The 17,336-nt window shown below is 59.4% G+C and carries 17 protein-coding genes, 7 pseudogenes and 1 riboswitch; of the genes and pseudogenes, 15 read left to right on the forward strand and 9 right to left on the reverse strand.

Features of this window, described 5'->3' with window-relative positions:
• Positions 1-35 precede the first annotated feature (35 nt).
• Positions 36-1,967: a phosphomethylpyrimidine synthase ThiC gene (thiC, locus tag B0O95_RS13440; RefSeq protein ID WP_104078340.1), complete on the reverse strand. Its 1,932-nt coding sequence runs from the start codon at positions 1,965-1,967 to the stop codon at positions 36-38.
• An 81-nt stretch (positions 1,968-2,048) separates the two neighbouring features.
• A riboswitch (TPP riboswitch) is annotated at positions 2,049-2,155 on the reverse strand.
• 415 nt (positions 2,156-2,570) lie between these two features.
• Between thiC and B0O95_RS13445 the strand changes: the two genes are divergently transcribed.
• Together B0O95_RS13445 and B0O95_RS13450 are read left to right on the forward strand one after the other, a co-directional pair.
• Entirely contained in the window at positions 2,571-2,744 is a 174-nt protein-coding gene (locus tag B0O95_RS13445) for a DUF1328 domain-containing protein (RefSeq protein ID WP_104078351.1), read from the forward strand.
• A gap of 149 nt (positions 2,745-2,893) precedes the next feature.
• Complete coding sequence (locus tag B0O95_RS13450; protein ID WP_233203373.1) at positions 2,894-3,427, forward strand: ferritin-like domain-containing protein; 534 nt, start codon at positions 2,894-2,896, stop codon at positions 3,425-3,427.
• A 237-nt stretch (positions 3,428-3,664) separates the two neighbouring features.
• Here the strand turns inward: B0O95_RS13450 and B0O95_RS15920 are convergent, their stop codons facing one another.
• The 4 genes from B0O95_RS15920 to B0O95_RS13465 form a co-directional block, all read right to left on the reverse strand.
• Positions 3,665-3,817 (reverse strand): hypothetical protein, encoded by a 153-nt coding sequence (locus B0O95_RS15920; protein WP_158249498.1) that lies wholly within the window; start codon positions 3,815-3,817, stop codon positions 3,665-3,667.
• Positions 3,818-3,902: 85 nt separating this feature from the next.
• Positions 3,903-4,025, reverse strand: a complete 123-nt coding sequence (locus B0O95_RS13455) for a DUF2474 family protein (RefSeq protein ID WP_199180523.1) — start codon at positions 4,023-4,025, stop codon at positions 3,903-3,905.
• Between the two features lie 23 nt (positions 4,026-4,048).
• Positions 4,049-5,056, reverse strand: coding sequence for a cytochrome d ubiquinol oxidase subunit II (cydB, locus tag B0O95_RS13460; RefSeq protein WP_104078342.1), 1,008 nt, complete (start codon positions 5,054-5,056; stop codon positions 4,049-4,051).
• An 8-nt stretch (positions 5,057-5,064) separates the two neighbouring features.
• The gene (locus B0O95_RS13465) at positions 5,065-6,501 is read right to left on the reverse strand and encodes a cytochrome ubiquinol oxidase subunit I (protein WP_104078343.1); all 1,437 of its coding nucleotides are present in this window, start codon (positions 6,499-6,501) and stop codon (positions 5,065-5,067) included.
• Positions 6,502-6,566: 65 nt separating this feature from the next.
• Between B0O95_RS13465 and B0O95_RS16955 the strand changes: the two genes are divergently transcribed.
• Positions 6,567-6,692 carry a hypothetical protein gene (locus tag B0O95_RS16955; protein WP_255779254.1) on the forward strand — a complete coding sequence of 42 codons (126 nt, stop codon included), beginning with the start codon at positions 6,567-6,569 and terminating at the stop codon, positions 6,690-6,692.
• Between the two features lie 37 nt (positions 6,693-6,729).
• Here B0O95_RS16955 and B0O95_RS13470 read toward each other — a convergent pair whose 3' ends face one another.
• Positions 6,730-8,088: a hypothetical protein gene (locus tag B0O95_RS13470; RefSeq protein ID WP_104078344.1), complete on the reverse strand. Its 1,359-nt coding sequence runs from the start codon at positions 8,086-8,088 to the stop codon at positions 6,730-6,732.
• Positions 8,089-8,334: 246 nt separating this feature from the next.
• Between B0O95_RS13470 and B0O95_RS17295 the strand changes: the two are divergent.
• From B0O95_RS17295 to B0O95_RS15660, 4 pseudogenes are all read left to right on the forward strand, one after another.
• Positions 8,335-8,743: pseudogene (locus B0O95_RS17295) on the forward strand (transposase); the annotation flags it as partial.
• A 217-nt stretch (positions 8,744-8,960) separates the two neighbouring features.
• Positions 8,961-10,341: pseudogene (locus B0O95_RS13480) on the forward strand (ISNCY family transposase).
• A gap of 433 nt (positions 10,342-10,774) precedes the next feature.
• A pseudogene (locus B0O95_RS13485) lies at positions 10,775-11,056 on the forward strand (ISNCY family transposase); the annotation flags it as partial.
• A pseudogene (locus B0O95_RS15660) lies at positions 11,056-11,228 on the forward strand (integrase core domain-containing protein); the annotation flags it as partial. The pseudogenes B0O95_RS13485 and B0O95_RS15660, both read left to right, overlap by 1 nt.
• 164 nt (positions 11,229-11,392) lie before the next feature.
• Here B0O95_RS15660 and B0O95_RS13490 read toward each other — a convergent pair.
• Complete coding sequence (locus tag B0O95_RS13490; protein WP_104078345.1) at positions 11,393-12,358, reverse strand: alpha/beta fold hydrolase; 966 nt, start codon at positions 12,356-12,358, stop codon at positions 11,393-11,395.
• Between the two features lie 77 nt (positions 12,359-12,435).
• Here B0O95_RS13490 and B0O95_RS13495 point away from each other — a divergent pair, with 77 nt between their 5' ends.
• The 4 genes and pseudogenes from B0O95_RS13495 (at position 12,436) to B0O95_RS13510 (ending at position 14,174) form a co-directional block, all read left to right on the forward strand.
• Positions 12,436-13,053, forward strand: a complete 618-nt coding sequence (locus B0O95_RS13495; RefSeq protein ID WP_104078346.1) for a TetR/AcrR family transcriptional regulator — start codon at positions 12,436-12,438, stop codon at positions 13,051-13,053.
• Between the two features lie 244 nt (positions 13,054-13,297).
• Complete coding sequence (locus B0O95_RS16695; RefSeq protein ID WP_233203375.1) at positions 13,298-13,495, forward strand: integrase core domain-containing protein; 198 nt, start codon at positions 13,298-13,300, stop codon at positions 13,493-13,495.
• A 90-nt stretch (positions 13,496-13,585) separates the two neighbouring features.
• Positions 13,586-13,837 (forward strand): annotated as a pseudogene (locus B0O95_RS13505) (AbrB/MazE/SpoVT family DNA-binding domain-containing protein).
• Positions 13,831-14,174: pseudogene (locus B0O95_RS13510) on the forward strand (type II toxin-antitoxin system ChpB family toxin). Before B0O95_RS13505 ends, B0O95_RS13510 begins: the two co-directional pseudogenes overlap by 7 nt.
• Before the next feature lie 221 nt (positions 14,175-14,395).
• On the opposite strand, the gene B0O95_RS15925 reads toward B0O95_RS13510, so the two are convergent.
• On the reverse strand, positions 14,396-14,551 hold the full coding sequence (locus B0O95_RS15925; RefSeq protein WP_158249499.1) for a hypothetical protein: 156 nt from the start codon (positions 14,549-14,551) through the stop codon (positions 14,396-14,398).
• 108 nt (positions 14,552-14,659) lie between these two features.
• Between B0O95_RS15925 and B0O95_RS13515 the strand changes: the two genes are divergently transcribed.
• Positions 14,660-14,893 (forward strand): type II toxin-antitoxin system Phd/YefM family antitoxin, encoded by a 234-nt coding sequence (locus tag B0O95_RS13515; protein WP_104078352.1) that lies wholly within the window; start codon positions 14,660-14,662, stop codon positions 14,891-14,893.
• 3 nt (positions 14,894-14,896) lie between these two features.
• Positions 14,897-15,310: a PIN domain-containing protein gene (locus tag B0O95_RS13520; RefSeq protein ID WP_104078347.1), complete on the forward strand. Its 414-nt coding sequence runs from the start codon at positions 14,897-14,899 to the stop codon at positions 15,308-15,310.
• Here B0O95_RS13520 and B0O95_RS13525 read toward each other — a convergent pair.
• Positions 15,309-15,523: pseudogene (locus tag B0O95_RS13525) on the reverse strand (transposase); the annotation flags it as partial. The gene B0O95_RS13520 and the pseudogene B0O95_RS13525 overlap by 2 nt on opposite strands.
• A gap of 228 nt (positions 15,524-15,751) precedes the next feature.
• Here B0O95_RS13525 and B0O95_RS13530 point away from each other — a divergent pair.
• Together B0O95_RS13530 and B0O95_RS13535 are read left to right on the forward strand one after the other, a co-directional pair.
• Complete coding sequence (locus B0O95_RS13530) at positions 15,752-16,732, forward strand: tyrosine-type recombinase/integrase (RefSeq protein WP_104078348.1); 981 nt, start codon at positions 15,752-15,754, stop codon at positions 16,730-16,732.
• A gap of 359 nt (positions 16,733-17,091) precedes the next feature.
• Complete coding sequence (locus B0O95_RS13535) at positions 17,092-17,328, forward strand: antitoxin (protein ID WP_041754719.1); 237 nt, start codon at positions 17,092-17,094, stop codon at positions 17,326-17,328.
• Positions 17,329-17,336 lie beyond the last annotated feature (8 nt).

A 17,336-nucleotide genomic window follows, 5' to 3' on the forward strand; every position in this document is an offset into this window, starting at 1 on the left:
TAGGCGATTCGTCGCTTTTGTAAGCAAATTTTGCTTTACTGTTTCTGGTAGATCTCGGCGCCCGACTGCTTGAACTCGATCGCCTTGACTTCCATGCCCTTGCGCAGCGCCTCCACTTCGCCAACACCTTGCTTCTCGGCAAACTCGCGCACGTCCTGCGTGATCTTCATCGAACAGAAATGCGGACCGCACATCGAGCAGAAGTGGGCAACCTTTGCGGAATCCTTCGGCAGTGTCTCGTCGTGGAATTCGCGCGCCTTGTCCGGGTCGAGTCCGAGGTTGAACTGATCCTCCCAACGGAACTCGAAGCGGGCCTTCGACAACGCGTTGTCACGCATCTGCGCGCCGGGGTGCCCCTTCGCAAGGTCGGCGGCGTGCGCGGCAAGCTTGTACGTGATGATGCCTTCCTTGACATCGTCTTTGTTCGGCAACCCCAGGTGTTCCTTCGGCGTCACGTAGCACAGCATCGCGGTGCCGAACCAGCCGATCATCGCCGCGCCGATGCCCGAGGTGATATGGTCGTATCCCGGTGCGATGTCGGTGGTCAACGGCCCGAGCGTATAGAACGGCGCTTCGTTGCACCACTCCAGCTGCAAGTCCATGTTTTCCTTGATCAACTGCATCGGCACGTGCCCCGGGCCTTCGATCATCGTCTGCACATCGTGCTTCCATGCAATCTGCGTCAACTCGCCCAGCGTCTTGAGTTCGGCGAGCTGCGCCTCGTCGTTTGCATCGTAGACCGAGCCTGGCCGCAACCCGTCGCCCAGCGAGAAGCTCACGTCGTATGCCTTCATGATCTCGCAGATATCTTCGAAATGTTCGTACAGGAAGCTTTCGCGGTGATGGGCAAGACACCACTTGGCCATGATCGAACCGCCGCGCGAGACAATCCCCGTCATGCGGCTCGCAGTCATCGGTACATAGCGCAGCAGCACGCCGGCATGAATCGTGAAGTAGTCGACGCCTTGTTCGGCCTGCTCAATCAGCGTGTCGCGGAAGATTTCCCAGGTTAGTTCCTCCGCCTTGCCGTGGACTTTCTCCAGCGCCTGATAGATCGGCACGGTACCGATCGGCACTGGGCTGTTGCGGATAATCCACTCGCGCGTCTCGTGGATGTTCTTGCCGGTGGACAAGTCCATCACGGTATCGCCGCCCCAGCGGATCGCCCACGTCATCTTGTCGACTTCCTCGCCAATCGATGACGTGACAGCGGAGTTGCCGATGTTTGCGTTGATCTTCACCAGGAAGTTGCGGCCGATGATCATCGGCTCAGATTCGGGATGATTGATGTTGGCCGGAATGATCGCGCGACCGCGCGCGACTTCGTCGCGCACGAATTCGGGCGTGATTTCGCGGGCCTGAGTGCCACCGAATGCCGTCGCGCCGAATGCGTTGCCACGGTGCTGCCGGCCGATCAGCTCGGCCAGCTTGGCGCCCTGTGGCCCGCTGGCGCGCAGACTCTCCAGGTACTCATGACGACGCTGGTTTTCGCGGATCGCAATGAACTCCATTTCCGGCGTGATGATGCCGCGGCGCGCGTAGTGCATTTGGGTCACGTTGGTGCCGGCCTTGGCTCGCCGCGGCGCACGATGTAGCCCTGGGAAGCGTAGTTGCGCGGTGTTCGGGTCGGCCGCGCGGGCCTGGCCGTACTGGCTCGAGAGCCCTTGCAGCCGCTCGGTGTCGCCGCGCTCTTCGATCCAGGCATCACGCAGCGCGGGCAGGCCGGCACGGATGTCGATGCTGGCGTCGGGATCAGTATACGGGCCGGACGTGTCATAGACCGTGATCGGCGGGTTTTTCTCGCCACCGAAGCCGGTCGGCGTGTCGGCCTGGCTGATTTCGCGCATCGGAACCCGCAGGTCGGACCGAGAGCCGGTCACATAGATTTTGCGGGAATTCGGCAGCGGCGTGACCGCGGCATCGTCCACGCGTGCGGACTCGGACAGAAAATTTGGGTTGGCAACCATTGAATGTCTCCTGTGGGCAAGGGCAGCGGAACACGGGAGACCGGAGAAGCGGTGGAGCGGGGCGGATGCGGTGACCATCGTTGATCGACCCCGGACGCTTCCCTGCGCTGGCATTACCCAGATCAGGTTCAAAGGGTGTTTCTCACCCGCTTGACAATGGTGCGCAAGCAGGACCCCCGCGTAGCAGGGTCAAGATACACCGGTTCAGGGGCGTTTGGCAACCGCCGTTCGTAATGTTGACGCCGCTGTCCGTGACGTTTGCCCTCCATAACGTGGGACGGGGTCTCAGGGCCACGTGATTTTTCAAGGTCGCGCCACCCAACTCCAGCGGTTTCAGTTTCAGTAAATTAGGGTAGGCCTTACTCTAAACGGAGTAAGTCTTACTCATTGTATGAAAGAAAGTAGCGGCCTCCGCTTGTCTGCGTACCTTACAACTAGTGCGTCGTGCCACCGTTCGGTAAACGGCTCTAAGCCCTTGATTTCGAGAGGACAATGTGTTGTCAGACAGGGCGTTGCCGGGGTAGCGAGCAACAATTTTGGCATGGTGTTTGCTTTAATTGCGCTCGTTGCCGAATTCCGGCACTTGCTATGGAGGTCGCGATCATGTTGAAGTGGGCGCTATTTTTTGCGATTGTCGCCATCATCGCGGGACTGCTTGGATTCAGCGGCATTGCCACGGGCGCGGCCGCGATTGCGAAGTTCCTGTTCTTCGTCTTCGTCGCGCTGTGCGTGGTGTGCCTGCTGATCGGCGTTTTTGTCGCGAAGAAGATCACCTAGCCGCCACACGCTAACGGCGGGCGCGTCATGCGCGGCCATGCGCGGCGCGCAGACCGCGCAAAAATCTTGTTTTATGTTTCGCTGTCGTGTTCGTCGTCAGGTTGCTGATCGGCGTGACAAGGACATGACGGTTATTTATGGAGGTTGCGATGACAGACACTTTTAGACTCGACTTAGAGACAATCCGTGAGCGCGCTCGCCAGCACATGGACGAGGGTCCCGTGACGTCGACCTACAGCGCGGATCGCGACACGATCCTAAAGCTGCTCAATGACGCGCTGGCCACGGAATTGGTCTGCACGCTGCGCTATAAGCGGCACTATTTCATGGCAAAAGGGATCAACTCGGAAGCGGTGGCCGACGAGTTTGCGCAGCATGCAGCCGAGGAGCAGCAGCATGCGGATCAGCTTGCGCAGCGCATCGTGCAGTTGGGCGGGTCGCCCGATTTTGCGCCAGCCGGGCTGGCCAGCCGCGCGCACTCCGAGTATGTGGAAGGCGAGACGCTGACCGAGATGATTCGAGAAAACCTGGTCGCGGAGCGCATCGCGATTGATACTTACCGCGAGATCGTCAAGTACATTGGCGACAAGGACCCGACCACGCGCCGCATCTTCGAGGAAATCCTGGCGGTGGAGGAAGAGCACGCCGACGACATGGCCGACTTGCTCGAGGAGCGCGCCTAACGCGCCGGCCGCTTCACGCGGCCTGCGCGCGTCGCTGTCCGCCGCGCCAATGGACTACGCCGGCCAGCGCGGCGGCGGCCAGCCCGAACATCGTGGTCCCACACCTGGCACGGGCCGCTGCTGGGCAGGTCCAGGTAGTCCAGGATGTTCATCAGCGTCGGCGTGCAGCACGCCTACCTCGTAGCGGCGGCCGTCCTTGCCTCGGCTGCCAGTGCCGTCAATGGCACTGCGGCGGCGTCACGCGCCACGAGCGTCACCGAGCAGAATGACGACCTGCGTCGTCATGTCCCCCCATTGCGTGCGGTCCGGATTCGGCACGTCGAACAGTTTGATGCGTTGACAGGACAGGCGCGATTCAAGGTTGCCAGATGGCGACCGCACGAGCTGCATTGTGCTGTCAACCACTACACATGTCTGTTGGTATTTCGTTTGCAATTATGCACAGAGGTGGCGGCGTGTGCGGATGTTGGCCGGCTCAGGAGGACAACCCGGCTGCGTGCATCGCGATGCGCAATGCACCAGCGACGGTGGCCAGCACGGTGACGCCGGCCGTCCATAGTGCGACCAGCCAAGCCAATCGCGTAATCCAAGCCGGCATGCGGTTTCGACGGGATTTTGGCATCAATGGTAGTGCTCGCCGGGGTGTACCTTGCCTCGGAACACATAGTACGACCACGTCGTGTAGCCGAGGATGAACGGGATGATGAACAGCGTGCCGAGCAGTGTAAAGCCCTGGCTCTGCAACGGACCGGCCGCGTCCCATATTGATAGCGACGGTGGCACGATGTTCGGCCAGATGCTGATTGCCAGCCCGGTGTAGCCTAGGAACATCAGCGCCAGCGCGCACAGGAACGGACCGGCGTGTGGCGTGTGGCTCAACGAGCGTCGGAGAGCATAAACGGAAAGCAGCACCAGCAATGGGACGGGGCAGAACCAAAGCAGGTTAGGCAGGGTAAACCAGCGCTGTGCGATGTGGGGATGAGCGATTGGCGTCCAGATGCTGACAATCGTGATCGCGGCGAGCACGAGCCATGCGAGCCGCCGCGCCATGCCGATCATCGTGCGTTGCAACGTATGTTCGGTTTTCATGATCAGCCATGTCGCGCCCAGCAGCGCATAGATCGCGACCACGCCAAGTCCGCAAAAGAGTGCAAACGGCTTGACCCAATCGAGGGCGCCGCCAGCGAACGCATCGCCGTTGACCTTCACGCCGTCGATATACGCGCCCAGCGCTACGCCCTGGAAGAACGACGCGAGCAACGAGCCGGCCACGAATGCGATGTCCCAGATGGGGCGCTCGCGATCGTTGGCCTTGAAACGGAACTCGAACGCCACGCCGCGAAAGATCAAGCCGAGTAGCATGAAGATCAGCGGCAGATACAACGCGCTCAGTAAAATCGCATAGGCTCGTGGAAACGCGGCCAGCAGCCCGGCACCGCCGAGCACCAGCCAGGTTTCATTGCCGTCCCAAACCGGCGCGACGCTGTTCATCATCAAGTCACGCTCCGCGCGGTTCGGCACGAAAGGAAAGAGCAGGCCGATACCGAGATCGAAGCCGTCAGTCACGACATACATCATCACGCCGGCAAAGATGATCACGGCCCAGACCAGTGAAATGTCAAAACCCATCGTCTTTTTTATCTCCCGACGTCGCCTATCGTGGCCGTTCGATGCTCATCCTCGTGCGCGGCAGACAGCGGTCGCGCCGGGGTGTGCGGCCGTCCCGGGCCGCCCGTGGGCGGCCCGGTATCGGGTTGCAGCTGGGGCCCCTGACGGATCAGCCGCAGGATATAAGCCAACCCAGCCCCGAAGACGAATAAATATGACACGACGAACAGCACCACCGACAGCAGTATTTCCGGCGTCGGATGTGGCGTCACCGCATCGGCGGTTCGCAGCAGACCATACACGACCCAAGGCTGCCGACCGATTTCTGTGGTCAGCCAGCCTGCGAGCACGGCGGCTAGACCGGCCGGCCCCATCACCAGCGTGCAGCGCAGGAATGCCCGGCAATGGTATAGACGTGCGCGGCGGCGCAAGAACAGGCTCCATGCGCCCAGCGCAATCATCAACAGTCCGAGGCCGACCATCGTACGAAAGGTCCAGAACACCACGGTCGAATTCGGCCGCTCGTCTGGGGGAAACGCCTTCAAGCCCTGGAATTGCTTGTTCCAGCTATGCGTCAGGATCAGGCTGCCCAAGTGTGGGATCTCGAGCGCATAACGGGTCTGCTCGCGTTGCATGTCGGGCCAGCCGAAGACGATCAGCGGCACGGCTTCATTTCCATGGTTCTCCCAGTGGCCTTCGATGGCAGCAAGCTTGGCTGGTTGATGTTCCAGCGTGTTGAGTCCGTGTGCGTCGCCCACTACGGCCTGGATCGGTGCGACGACCAATATCATGCCCATCGCCATCGATAGCATCTTGCGGATTGCCGCATTGTCGTGGCCACGTAGCAGGTGCCAGGCGGCCGATGCAGCCACGAACAACGCGGTGGCCAGAAACGCGGCCAGGCTCATGTGCACGAGGCGGTACGGGAACGATGGATTGGCGATGACCTGCAACCAGTGGATTGGCACGACACGCCCGTCGATGATCTGATACCCCTGCGGAGTTTGCATCCAGCTGTTTGAGGCCAGGATCCATGTCGTTGAAATTAGCGTCCCGACGGCGACCATGATGGTTGACAGGAAATGCAATCCCGGTCCGACCTTGTTCCACCCGAACAGCATGACGCCGAGGAATCCCGCCTCGAGGAAGAACGCGGTCAGTACCTCGTAGGCAAGCAGCGGGCCGGTTACGCCGCCGGCAAAGCGCGAAAAACCCGCCCAGTTGGTGCCAAACTGATAGGCCATGACGATGCCCGATACCACGCCCATGCCGAAGTTGACGGCAAAGATCTTGATCCAGAATTGATACAGGTCGCGGTAGACGACGTTGCGCGTGCGCAGCCAGCATCCCTCGAGCACGGCCAGATAGCTCGCCAGGCCAATCGTGATGGTGGGAAAGAGAATATGGAAAGAGATCGTAAAAGCGAACTGAAAGCGCGCCAAATCCAGCGCGGACAAGCCTGACATGCGGGTCCCTCCATCGCGACAACGACGTCCGCGGTTGGACGTCGCGCCATTGCGAAGCAGACCCCGTGCCCGCGCCCCCTGGCGCGCGATGGTTGAGCGCGGCCGCGCTATTGCGTCAGCAGCGCGGCGTATCGATCCAGGCCCATGTTGCCGCCGCTGAGCAGCACGCCGATACACTGGCCTGTGATTAAAAGTACCAAAGCTGGACGGGTACCACTGAAGGGGCAATTAATCAGGCACACTTTTGAACCATGGTATGCCGTTCCGGATTCGCGCCTGGGCTGGCGCCGAGAACTGGTTGGTTTCCATAAAGCGTGTGATCTCGTTCATCGCCACCTTCCATTGGCGATTGTTTAATTCAGATAGTACCCAATGCACGCGAAGCTCGTTCAGTACTTTCCATAAAGTGGCTTCGTCCGCACCCTTCAATAGACTCAGTCCTTGCTGCCAGACCCGCTGTGCCAGCGTGTCGTTCATCAAAGAGACACACCTAAGTAGCCCTAATGCTGCTGAAACACGCTGCGCCGCGGGCACGCGCGCCAAATGGCGCTCAAGCAACGCAAGCTCTTGCTCCTGTTGCCTGGTGGGCAACCCATCGAGTCCTGCGGGTAAATGGCGCAGTGCGACCGCCCACTGATCATCAGGCAGCGATAGCGCCCAATCGCGCACTTGCGCATACCGCACGGGTTGCTCCGCTTCCGGCAAAAACCAAATGTAACTTCCCAACGCGCCGGCCGACGAGCCTTGATGGGGCGGGGGCAGGCGTAATGCGTAGTCTTGCAGGAGCGTATGGAGTTGGGGGACGCGCGGGTCTGACTGGCTGAATTTAAGCAATAAGCGGCACATTGTCGGGATGATCTGCTCCTGCTCGGCCACGCTCAGCGACGGCAGCCGTGCTAGCAGCGCGTAATACCGCTGAGCAAAGTGGGGCGTGTCAGGAGTATGGATCGAGAAATTTGACAACCCGAGCGCCAGTTCCGGCCACACATTGTCTTGTCCTGGCTTACGCTGCTCGACCAGCGCGTAGGCAAAGTCAAAGAGTTCAGTCCATACGCGGTCATAGGCGAAATCCCGGTGCATGAGCAACAGCGCTTTTTGTATCTGCACGCCGTCTTGCGGGATACGCTGCGCGGCCGCGAATACACGTTTGAACACGTCGGCGCGGTCTCCTTCAGGCAACGCTCTCAGCCGTTGGCGCAGTGCATCCAGGGGTTCGGCGTGCTGCGCTGGATTGGCGAGCGTGCCGTCCATTTCATTGAGCAACTGGTTGACTGATTCACGACTCACGGCTTGTTGTGCTCGCTGCCAATAGCTGTGCACCAGGCGTCTGGTCTGCATCGCGTGATATGTGCGTCGATTGACGGTGGAAAACGGTATCACGTCTTGAATAGGCACGTAGTCACCAATGCGTGCGATGACCTCGGTCGGCAGGTCCTGGTAGGTGGTGGGCTGCTTGACCCGTGGGTTTGCCCACGCGGCGCGGGCCAGTTGCGGCGGCGGTGATGATGCGGTGGATGATGGGACAGATGCCAACGTGCAGACGTAGGCAGGCGAGTCGTTTAAAGCGGTGTTCAGATCAAATTCCATCGGCAAGCTCAGCGATAAGTCAAGAAGACGCCACGCGCAGCGAAGTTGTGCAGCAGGCTAGCGGAAAGCGGGTAGCGGCGCGCAGCGATACGTTGCGAGCGTGAGTTTTATGGCGGGTAAGCTCAAGTCGTGACGCGCGGCTGAGCGGCTCGGCGCTAGCCGAGACAATTGGACGAAATGGATGTACACATCCATGACTTTCACCTTTCATGATATGCCTCGTCCATAAAATCCGGACAGTTCCGTCTGATTAGGAGTGGGGCGCCGTGACGTATGCTGCCAAACGACCTGCCCCCTGGGAAGCGGTCTACCAACAGACGCAGCGCTGGGCGCGAGCGGGCTGTTTCGAGGCGATTGTGCATGACTTGTGGGCACTGCTGCGCGTATGCGATGGGCGCAAGGCCCAACCCACTGCCATGATCTTGGATAGTCGCACGTTGCACTGGACGCCGGAATCCGACGCACGCGCCGTAAGGGCTTCGTGCTGTTGCCCAGGCGCTGGGTGGTCGAACGCAGTTTCGCATGGGCGGCTCGCTTTCGACGCCTCGCTCGCGACTATGAACGTCTGCCTCAAACACTCGCCGATTTCCATTTCCTCGCCTTTGCCTGCTTGATGCTGCCCAAAATCTTCTACCTTATTCATACAGGTTCATAACACGCTCTAGCGAAGAGTAGGGAAAGGCGCGCAGCGATACTTTGCGAGTTTAAGTTTCTTGACGATAGCGTAGTTTACATAATCTATATTATCGAATATTTAGGGTATAGTAGCTTCATAGAAATGTCGTGTTTGGACCTCGATATGCTTGCTGGTTCCTGGTGGGATGACGGAGCCGGCCATGCATCGACATCGAGCAGCACTGGTGACATTGAATATGCGAGAACTGGACCGTCTGAAGGTGGTACAGGCTGTTGTAGATAGGGGGCTCAAGCCCGGGCATGCCGCTGAGCGGCTAGGTCTGACGGTACGGCAGATCGAACGGCTAGTGATCCGGTACCGGGAATGCGGCGCGGCTGGACTAGCCTCGCGCAAGCGTGGCCGTCCCGGCAACCGGCGGCTGGACGCTGAACTGGCCCGGCGGACGCTAACGCTCATCCGCGAGCGCTACGACGATTTTGGGCCACGGCATTCGACTGGCTAAGGAGACGGTTCGCCGGCTGATGACAGAGGCTGGCTTGTGGGTACCGCGCCGGCAGCGTCCGCCGAAGGTTTACCAACCGCGGGCACGGCGCGCGTGCCTGGGCGAGCTAATCCAGATTGACGGCAGCGAGCACGCGTGGTTCGAAGACCGAGCGCCCTCATGTACGCTGCTGGTGTACGTGGACGATGCGACGAGCCGGCTGATGCACTTCACGACGACGGAATCGACGTTCAGTTATTTCGAAGCGACGCGGGTGTATATCGAGCGCTACGGCAAGCCTGGCGCGTTCTACAGCGACAAGGCAAGCGTGTTCCGCAATGTCAGCCAGGGCAAGACTGGAAACCGGGTAACGCACTTCGGCCGAGCAATGTACGAGTTGAACATCGATACGTTCTGCGCGAACAGCAGTTCGGCTAAAGGTCGCGTCGAGCGCGCACATTTGACTCTGCAGGACTGGTTGGTCAAGGAGATGCGGCTTCGCGGCATCAGCACGGTGGCCCAGGCCAATGCTTATGCGCCCTCCTTCATCGCAGCTTACAACGCACGCTTCGCGAAGCCACCGAAGAGCAATTTCGATGCACATCGGCCGCTACGCTCTGACGAGAGCCTTGATTTGGCGCTCACATGGCGCGAGCCGCGTAAGGTAACGAAGTCGCTCACGGTGCAATACGACCGCGTCATATACCTGCTGAATGACACGCTAGAGAATCGCAAGCTAATCGACCGCTATATTGACGTGTGGGAGTATCCGGATGGCCGCATTGAGCTTCGAGCCGACGGCCGTGTGTTGCCCAGCAGGCAGTATGACCGGTTGGCTGAAATCGATCAGGGCGCCGTTGTCGAGCACAAGCGCCTGAGCCATGTATTGCAAGTTGCGCAAGCCATTCAAGCGCAACGTGACAACAGCCGGATCGGTAAAGCGCCGTCTCGAACGCACTTGGGCGATTCAACCCGGACCAACCGGAACAAACGCCAACCGGGCAAGAAGAAGCAGCGCGAGTTCGCGCAGGCTGACGTTGAGGACGTGGTCATGACCTTGCCGGGCGTAGGCAGGCGCAACAACAACTCCGCAAATCTGGCCGTCGGTTTGCCAGGGACAGTGGAACAGGCGTAAGCGCCCTGCCCGTTCAGGATCCGCTCTTCGACACGGCGTGATCTGTAACTCGTTAAAGACAAACCCTCAAAACACGACATTTTTAAATGGCTGCCGCTACGACATCTTGAAATGGCTTTGACATAGGGTGTGGCGGCTAAGGTGTAATCTATGGCCAGCCCGAATTTTGCAACCTCTGGTTCTGACGTCTTTGGCTTGCGCAAATCTATACGGAATCTGAGGTTGAACCTCGTTCCACGACGAAAACCGCACCGGTCGATCCTCAAAATGTCGGCAGCTGCTAAGAGCTGTACAACTTGTCAGGTTCTTCGTCCGGTCGTTGTGCCGTTGGATCGCTTGTTGGCGACGGCGCACGCTACTACGTTCGCGTGCCGTCATGTCAGCATTGACCTAATCCACTCACCGAGCCGGTCGGCTCGTTGGTGTGCACGCCGGCCGGGCAATGTACGAGCTGAACATTGATACGTTCTGCGCGAACAGTAGCTCGGCCAAGGGTCGCGTCGAACGCGCGCATTTGACTCTGCAGGACCGGCTGGTCAAGGAGATGCGGCTGCGTGATAGCAGCACGGTGGCACAAGCCAATGCGTACGTGCCCTCCTTCATCTCGGCTTACAACGCACGCTTCGCGAAACTACTGAAGAGCGATTTCGATGCACACTGGCCGCTACGCTCTGGCGAGAGCCTTGATTTGGCGCTCACGTGGCGCGAGCTGCGGATAATGGCATGGCAGAAAACTTCATGAAGACGATGAAGCGCGACTACGTTGCGTTCATGCCGAAGCCTGACGCGGTGAGCACCGTTCGCAATCTGGCCCTTCGTCTGAACATTACAACGAGAAGCACCCGCACAGCGCGCTGAAATACCGCTCGTCGCACGCGTTTCGACGTAGGTGCCGCCATGCCGCCGATGACGCCGGCAAAGCGAATGCCGCCGGCATCGGTGTCCAGAGGGCGGAAGCTTGGAAAGAACGGTGGTATCGCGTCAGGCCCGGCACTATCGGCTGCTGAAGGATTGGGGATTGTGCTGTCGGTTCAGGTTCACGGTGGTCTTCTCAGCCATAGTTGGCTGTCGTCACGAATCCCGCAAGTTCTTGTCCGTAGCGCACCGGTTCCTCGTAAAAGGGGCTATGTCCGCTCTCGTAGAAGAGCGACAGGCGGCTGTTCGCGTGAATTGACTTGATCCGTTCCGACATCGCCATGCGGACGAGCCGGTCATGGACGCCGTGTGTCAGCAAGATCGGGCCAGAATAGGCTTTAAAGACGGGCTCGAAATTGGGCGTCTCCGTCTTGATAAAGCCCTCGTTCACGGCCCGTGTCGTCATGCCGTTGACGACCAGCATGCGCTGCATCTGCACCTTTGTCGGCGGCTGGTGGAAGCAGGCAGCGAGGAAGTCGGCCGTGGCCGCGGTCCGTACGGCGAGATTGTGAGAGGTGGTGGTGGTGGTGAATGCTGCCGCCTCCTCGGTGAGAAGCTCCGGCGACAGGTTCGTGACGGCGTCAACCAGGTTGATGCCGGCAATTGCACCGCCGCCATATTTGCGCAGGTACGCACCCACCACGAAGCCGCCGAGCGACCAGCCCACCAGCACCGGTCGGCGAAGCTTGGTGCCGGCAATAACGGCGGCGATGTCATCCGCCCATCGATCGGCTTCGGAATAGGCTTGGAGCGAAACCGGCTTGTCGGAATCACCATGGCCGCGCAGATCGAAGCCGACCATGCGGAAGTGCGTTAGCGCAGGATCGGCGAACTGCTTCTCCCAACTCAGGCGGCTCTGACGCAGGCCGTGAATGAACAGAATCTCAGGCGCTTGGCTGTCGCCCTGCGTCTCGCCCGCCAGCATCACGCCATCGGCGGAGCGGACGACGAACGGCTCGCGCGCAGGTACAGCCCTATCCGGAAAGGCACCCGGTTTGTTGACGAATGCGCTGGCCCCTCGAGGTGTCGCATAGGCGACTTTGGCGGCCAGGGCGGCGAGGCCGGCCGTGCCGGCGAGGAAGGTACGTCTTGAGTGGTTCATGAGGGTCACTCCATGTTGTTTAGTGATTGATAATTTACTCGCTTGACTTTTCTTGTCAAGGGTTGTTTAGTGTCGTTATGGAACGAGACTCAAAATCGCGCGGCGGGCGGCCTTGGAGCTTCGACCGGGAAAAGGCGATCGACACCGCGATGCGGCTGTTCTGGCGGCACGGCTATGAGGGGGTATCGATCGGTGATCTTACGAAGGAGATTGGGATAGCGCCTCCCAGCCTGTATGCTGCCTTCGGCAGCAAGGCGGAGCTTTATCGGGAAGCTGTTAGCCGCTATGAGGCGACGCTCGGGGGCCTCGATGTGGCGTCCATCAACTCGGCAACATCGCTGGCGGAGGCGGTGCGAGTATTGCTTGAGGAAGCCGTGAAAGCCGTAACCAACCCTCACCTTGAGCGAGGTTGCTTGATCTCAAGCGGCATGATCGCGTGTCACCCGGCGCATGTCTCGCTCGCCCGCGACGCGGCCGCGCGGCGTGATGCCATGCGCGAACGGATTGCGCAAGCGCTCCAGCCCTTTGCGGGGGCGCACGAAGTTCAGCGTTTGGCGCGCTATCTGGCGGCCGTCATGCAGGGCATTTCGATCCAGGCGCGCGACGGTAGCAACCCGACGCAGCTGCAAGAGATCGTTGAAGAGGTGGTAGCGGGTGTCGCAGCACGGCTTTCTGAGGATGGGCAACTATATTGACGGTGCTCGAGGTGCAGCCAAGCCCGGAATCGGCAGGATCAAGCTGGGTTTTGACGCGCCGCAACGAAAGCACATACTCAGCGCTTTTCTGGCCAGCTTGCATCACGAAAACCGCGACCACGCGTGCGCTACCGCAAACTGATTGAGCGCGCTAGAACATGCATTGATCACACGCTTCGGCACGCTTGGGCGAGTACCGCAAGCATTCTTGCTACGCTCAGATAACGGCATGGTCGAGCGCGTGATGCGCACCCTCAAGGAGCAATGCACGCATGGCCACCGCTTCGAGACCTTGCAGCACGCGAGCAGGGTTATAGGCGACTGGATACACAACCACCGGCGCCCGCACCAGGCGCTGGGCATGCGAACGCTCCGTACAGGCGCTCAATTTAGCCGCCTGATGTGTGTGCACGTTGTGCTGGGTCATTACACCCTGGCTTGACGCAGTGCTTCCGGTATCTTCATTGAAGATGCAAAGTGCTTGCCAATCTTGTTGTGCGTTTCTACAATGGATAAACGTCAAGAGGTCGTGATGGAACTCAAGATTCAAAAATAGGGCAATAGCGCTGCAGTTCGTTTGCCGAGTGTACTGCTTGAGCAGATCAACGCGTCGGTCGGCAGTTCGCTCAATGCCGACGTGCGCCCGGATGGCGTGATGCTGACCCCGGCCCGCCGCAAGTATTTGCTGGACGATCTTGTTGCCCAGTGCGACACGAAGGCGGTTTTTCCGGGCGACATGGCGGCATGGGGCGAGGCCAAATCGGTGGGACGTGAAGCATGGTGAGGCGGGCCAAGTTCGAGCGCGGCGATATCGTGCGCGTGAGCCTGAATCCGACTGTGGGGCGAGAGCAGCAAGGCGATTTTCGCCTGGCGCTCGTTCTATCTCCGGCGGCGTTCAACGCCTTAGGCGTGGCGCTCGTTGCCCCGATCACCCAAGGCGGCGAATTGGCTCGCTTTGCTGGCTTCGCCGTACCGCTTTGCGGTTCTGGAGCCGAGACGCAAGGTGTTGCGCTCGTCAACATGGCGCGTACCTGGAGGCGAACGGCGTGCGTAAGGTCGAACGCGCACCGGTCGAAGTGGTTGAGGACGCGCTGGCTCGGCTTCAGGCGATTATCGAGTGAGGAAAACGCGATGAGCAACGAGTTCTGGAACCTGACGTACGCGCTGGGCAACACGCAGCGGTAGGTCGGCGACGCGAACAATCCGCAAGCGCGCTAGTCTGCGATGTAAGGTGCTTCCGTCATCAACAAGAACGGCTGGCGTGTCTGGATCGAACATCATAAGGTAGGCGAACGACTGTACGAGAGCGGGCGCGAAAAGACGCATCGCCAGGATGGCAGCTTTATCGGCAGTGAGTGCCGGCGAGGATGTCATTGCCGGCGTCGAAGCTGAGCAGCACGCTCAAGTAGATAAAGACACTGTAGTCGTCGCGCCGCTGGCTCAACTTGTCCCCGTCGGCGGCAACCGCAACCCATAGCAAGCCGTAGCCGACTGGCATGACTGGCACGATCGCGGATACTCGTCCTGATTCCTGAGCTCCGAGTTCGACAGTGATAGACAGTCATCTTATTATGACCATGTGGTCATTTTAATGATTGAGATCCTCATGAAAACCTTGACTGTCGTTGAAGCCAAGTCTCATTTCTCAGCTCTGTTGGCTGAGATAGAGGCCGGCGCGGAAATTGCTATCACCCGCCATGGGAAAATTGTGGCGCGGATGGTCCCAAATCACCCAAGCGTCGCAGCCGATGCTTTCCGTGACTTCTGGGCGAGCCAGGATGATATTGATCTGCAAGCTCCGGAAGATAGGCCAGCCGAGACCGTAGTCTCGATGGATTAGTCCATGGCCGCGCTCTACCTGTTGGATACCAACATTTTAATTGCGGCTTTGAAAGGACACCCAGACATACAGCAGCGGCTAGAAACGCTGCCGCTCAGTAGCATGCGCCTATCGGTGATTGTGCTTGGCGAGTTGGAATTTGGCGCGGGAAAAAGCGCTCATAGTGAGCGCAACCGCGCCCGTCTCGCCATTCTGGCGCAACGGCTGCCGCTCGTCGGCTTCGATGCTGAGACCACCCGCTACTATGCGCGGGTGAGGGCATTTCTAGAACAGCAAGGCACCCCAATCGGCGCCAATGACACATGGATCGCAGCCCAGGCGCTAGCCATTAAAGCCACACTAGTCACGGATAACGAACGCGAGTTCTCTCGCGTGCCGGATCTGTCACTGGAAAACTGGCTGGCCAGAGGGCGATGAAGTCGCGGGCGAGTTTTCGAAAGCGATTGAGCCATCCGAAACTGCGCTCGACGGCCCATCGCGCGGCAGCAGGATAAAGCCCTTCTTTGCCTCTGGCAGTTTGATAACCTGCAATTCGATGCCTTTATTTCGCGCGGTTTGCGCAGGTTTTTCTGCTGTATAGCCTTGGTCGGCAAAGGCAAGCTTCACGCTCTGCCTGGTCACAAGCCGCACCTCTTATGCCAACACCTGAACCTGCATGCGCTCTTTTCTTAGCTGGACAAGACAGATTGGCCGTTTTTAATGTGGTTTGCGCCTTGACCTACTCCACGGACTGTGCGGCATTGAGTTTCGCCTTGTACGCGACGTGCTGATCTGTTGCAAGGCAGTCATGACTACGGCATACTGATTATGCAGTTAACAGTCAATTGCTTATTAGCTCCCACCCCTCCCCTGTCTGCCATGACCGAAGCTGATTTGTTTGCCGCCCAAAAACGCACCGACTGGGACCGCGCACCAATCCAATCATTTGAAGCGTGGCTGGCCAGGCAATCCGGACGGGGCACCAGCTCCACCTTGCAACCGTCTACGGCTAAGGTCTATCTGGCTCAATGGCGCGCCTTCCTGCGCTATCTTAACGCGCGCCGCATCCCTCTGAGCGCGGTGACATCCGACACGATCAGCGCTTTTCTGGCCAGCTTGCATCACGAAAACCGTGACCAACGCTTACGCTACCGCAAACTGATTGAGCGTGTATTCGTCGATATCGACGCGTGTACACGGCAACAGGCAAGCGTCAATCCCGCTGTCGGCGCGTTGTGCGACAGCCAAGCCACGTGGAAGCGTGTCAAAGGTAACCAGGACACCGATTTTCTTTCGCCGCAGGAAAGGCAACGCATCATCGACACGCTGTTGTCCCCGGTGGCGAGCACGCATTACGCGCGCTGGCACAGCTTACGGGATCGCGCGTTGGTCGCGACGTTTCTGGGCGCGGGGTTAAAGGTGTCGCAAGCACTTAAAATGACTGTTAACTGCATTAATATTGGGCCAGATCGGCTTATGCACATTACCGCGCCAGGTTCACGTTTCTCGCATCAACCCCGGCCCGAGCCGTTTGCACACTCGGCGCTGGCGCGCTGGTTAGTCGAACGGCACGCCAGTGGTGTGAACAGTCCATGGGTCTTTCCCGGCGCACGGGATGGACGTCCGATGCACGCGGTCACCGCGCTGCGCGCCACCGAGGCGATCGTGCGCGCCTGCGGCGTAGCCGACAGACGGCAGGCGCGCACCAGTCCCCAGACGCTGCGCAATAGTTACATCGCGGCGCTATTTGAGGACGGACAGACCACGCTGGCGGTCAGCCAGGTGCTCGGCGTGGAGCTGATCACCGCCGAGCGTCTCAAAAAGGCATGGCAGAAGTGGGCGCGAGAAAAATCAGTTTGAAGCTAAATGAAGGCTGGCGCTGCTACGCAGCACCAGCCTTCATCGAAAAACAACCGGAGAGTGACAATTACCCGGGAGTAACATCATCCCATGAGGCAACACGCTGATGTGTACTCGACGCACGGCTCCGGAGCGAACTTTCCATCGACTAACCCGGCTGCCACGCGGGGAAGCCGAGAACGACAACGGTCCTCGAAGCGTGAGCAACTCCATCAGCGTTCCACCTATCAACACCAACAGACGAGAGTCCAATGAACAACGGAGCATGGAGTGCAGTCGCCGCCCATGTACATACGCGTATTTACATAAAGCGATGGATAGTCTATAGTACATCCACAGTACACGCATCAGGAACCGCTATGCATACCACCCGCGTTTTCAAGAATGGCAACTCGCAAGCCGTTCGCATTCCCGCCGACCTTGCTTACGACCGGAGCGATGTCGAAATCGAAATTGAGCGCGTAGGCGATGAGATCCGTATCCGTCCGATGCGTCGTCCGCTGACTGGAGTGCTCAAGAAGTTCGCGAAATTCGGGCCGGATTTCATGGCTGAAGGCCGCGGCGAGCAGGAGCAGGCTGAGCGCGAGGGATTGTGATGCCGCGC

The organism is Mycetohabitans endofungorum, assembly GCF_002927045.1.
Classification (GTDB): Bacteria; Pseudomonadota; Gammaproteobacteria; order Burkholderiales; family Burkholderiaceae; genus Mycetohabitans; species Mycetohabitans endofungorum.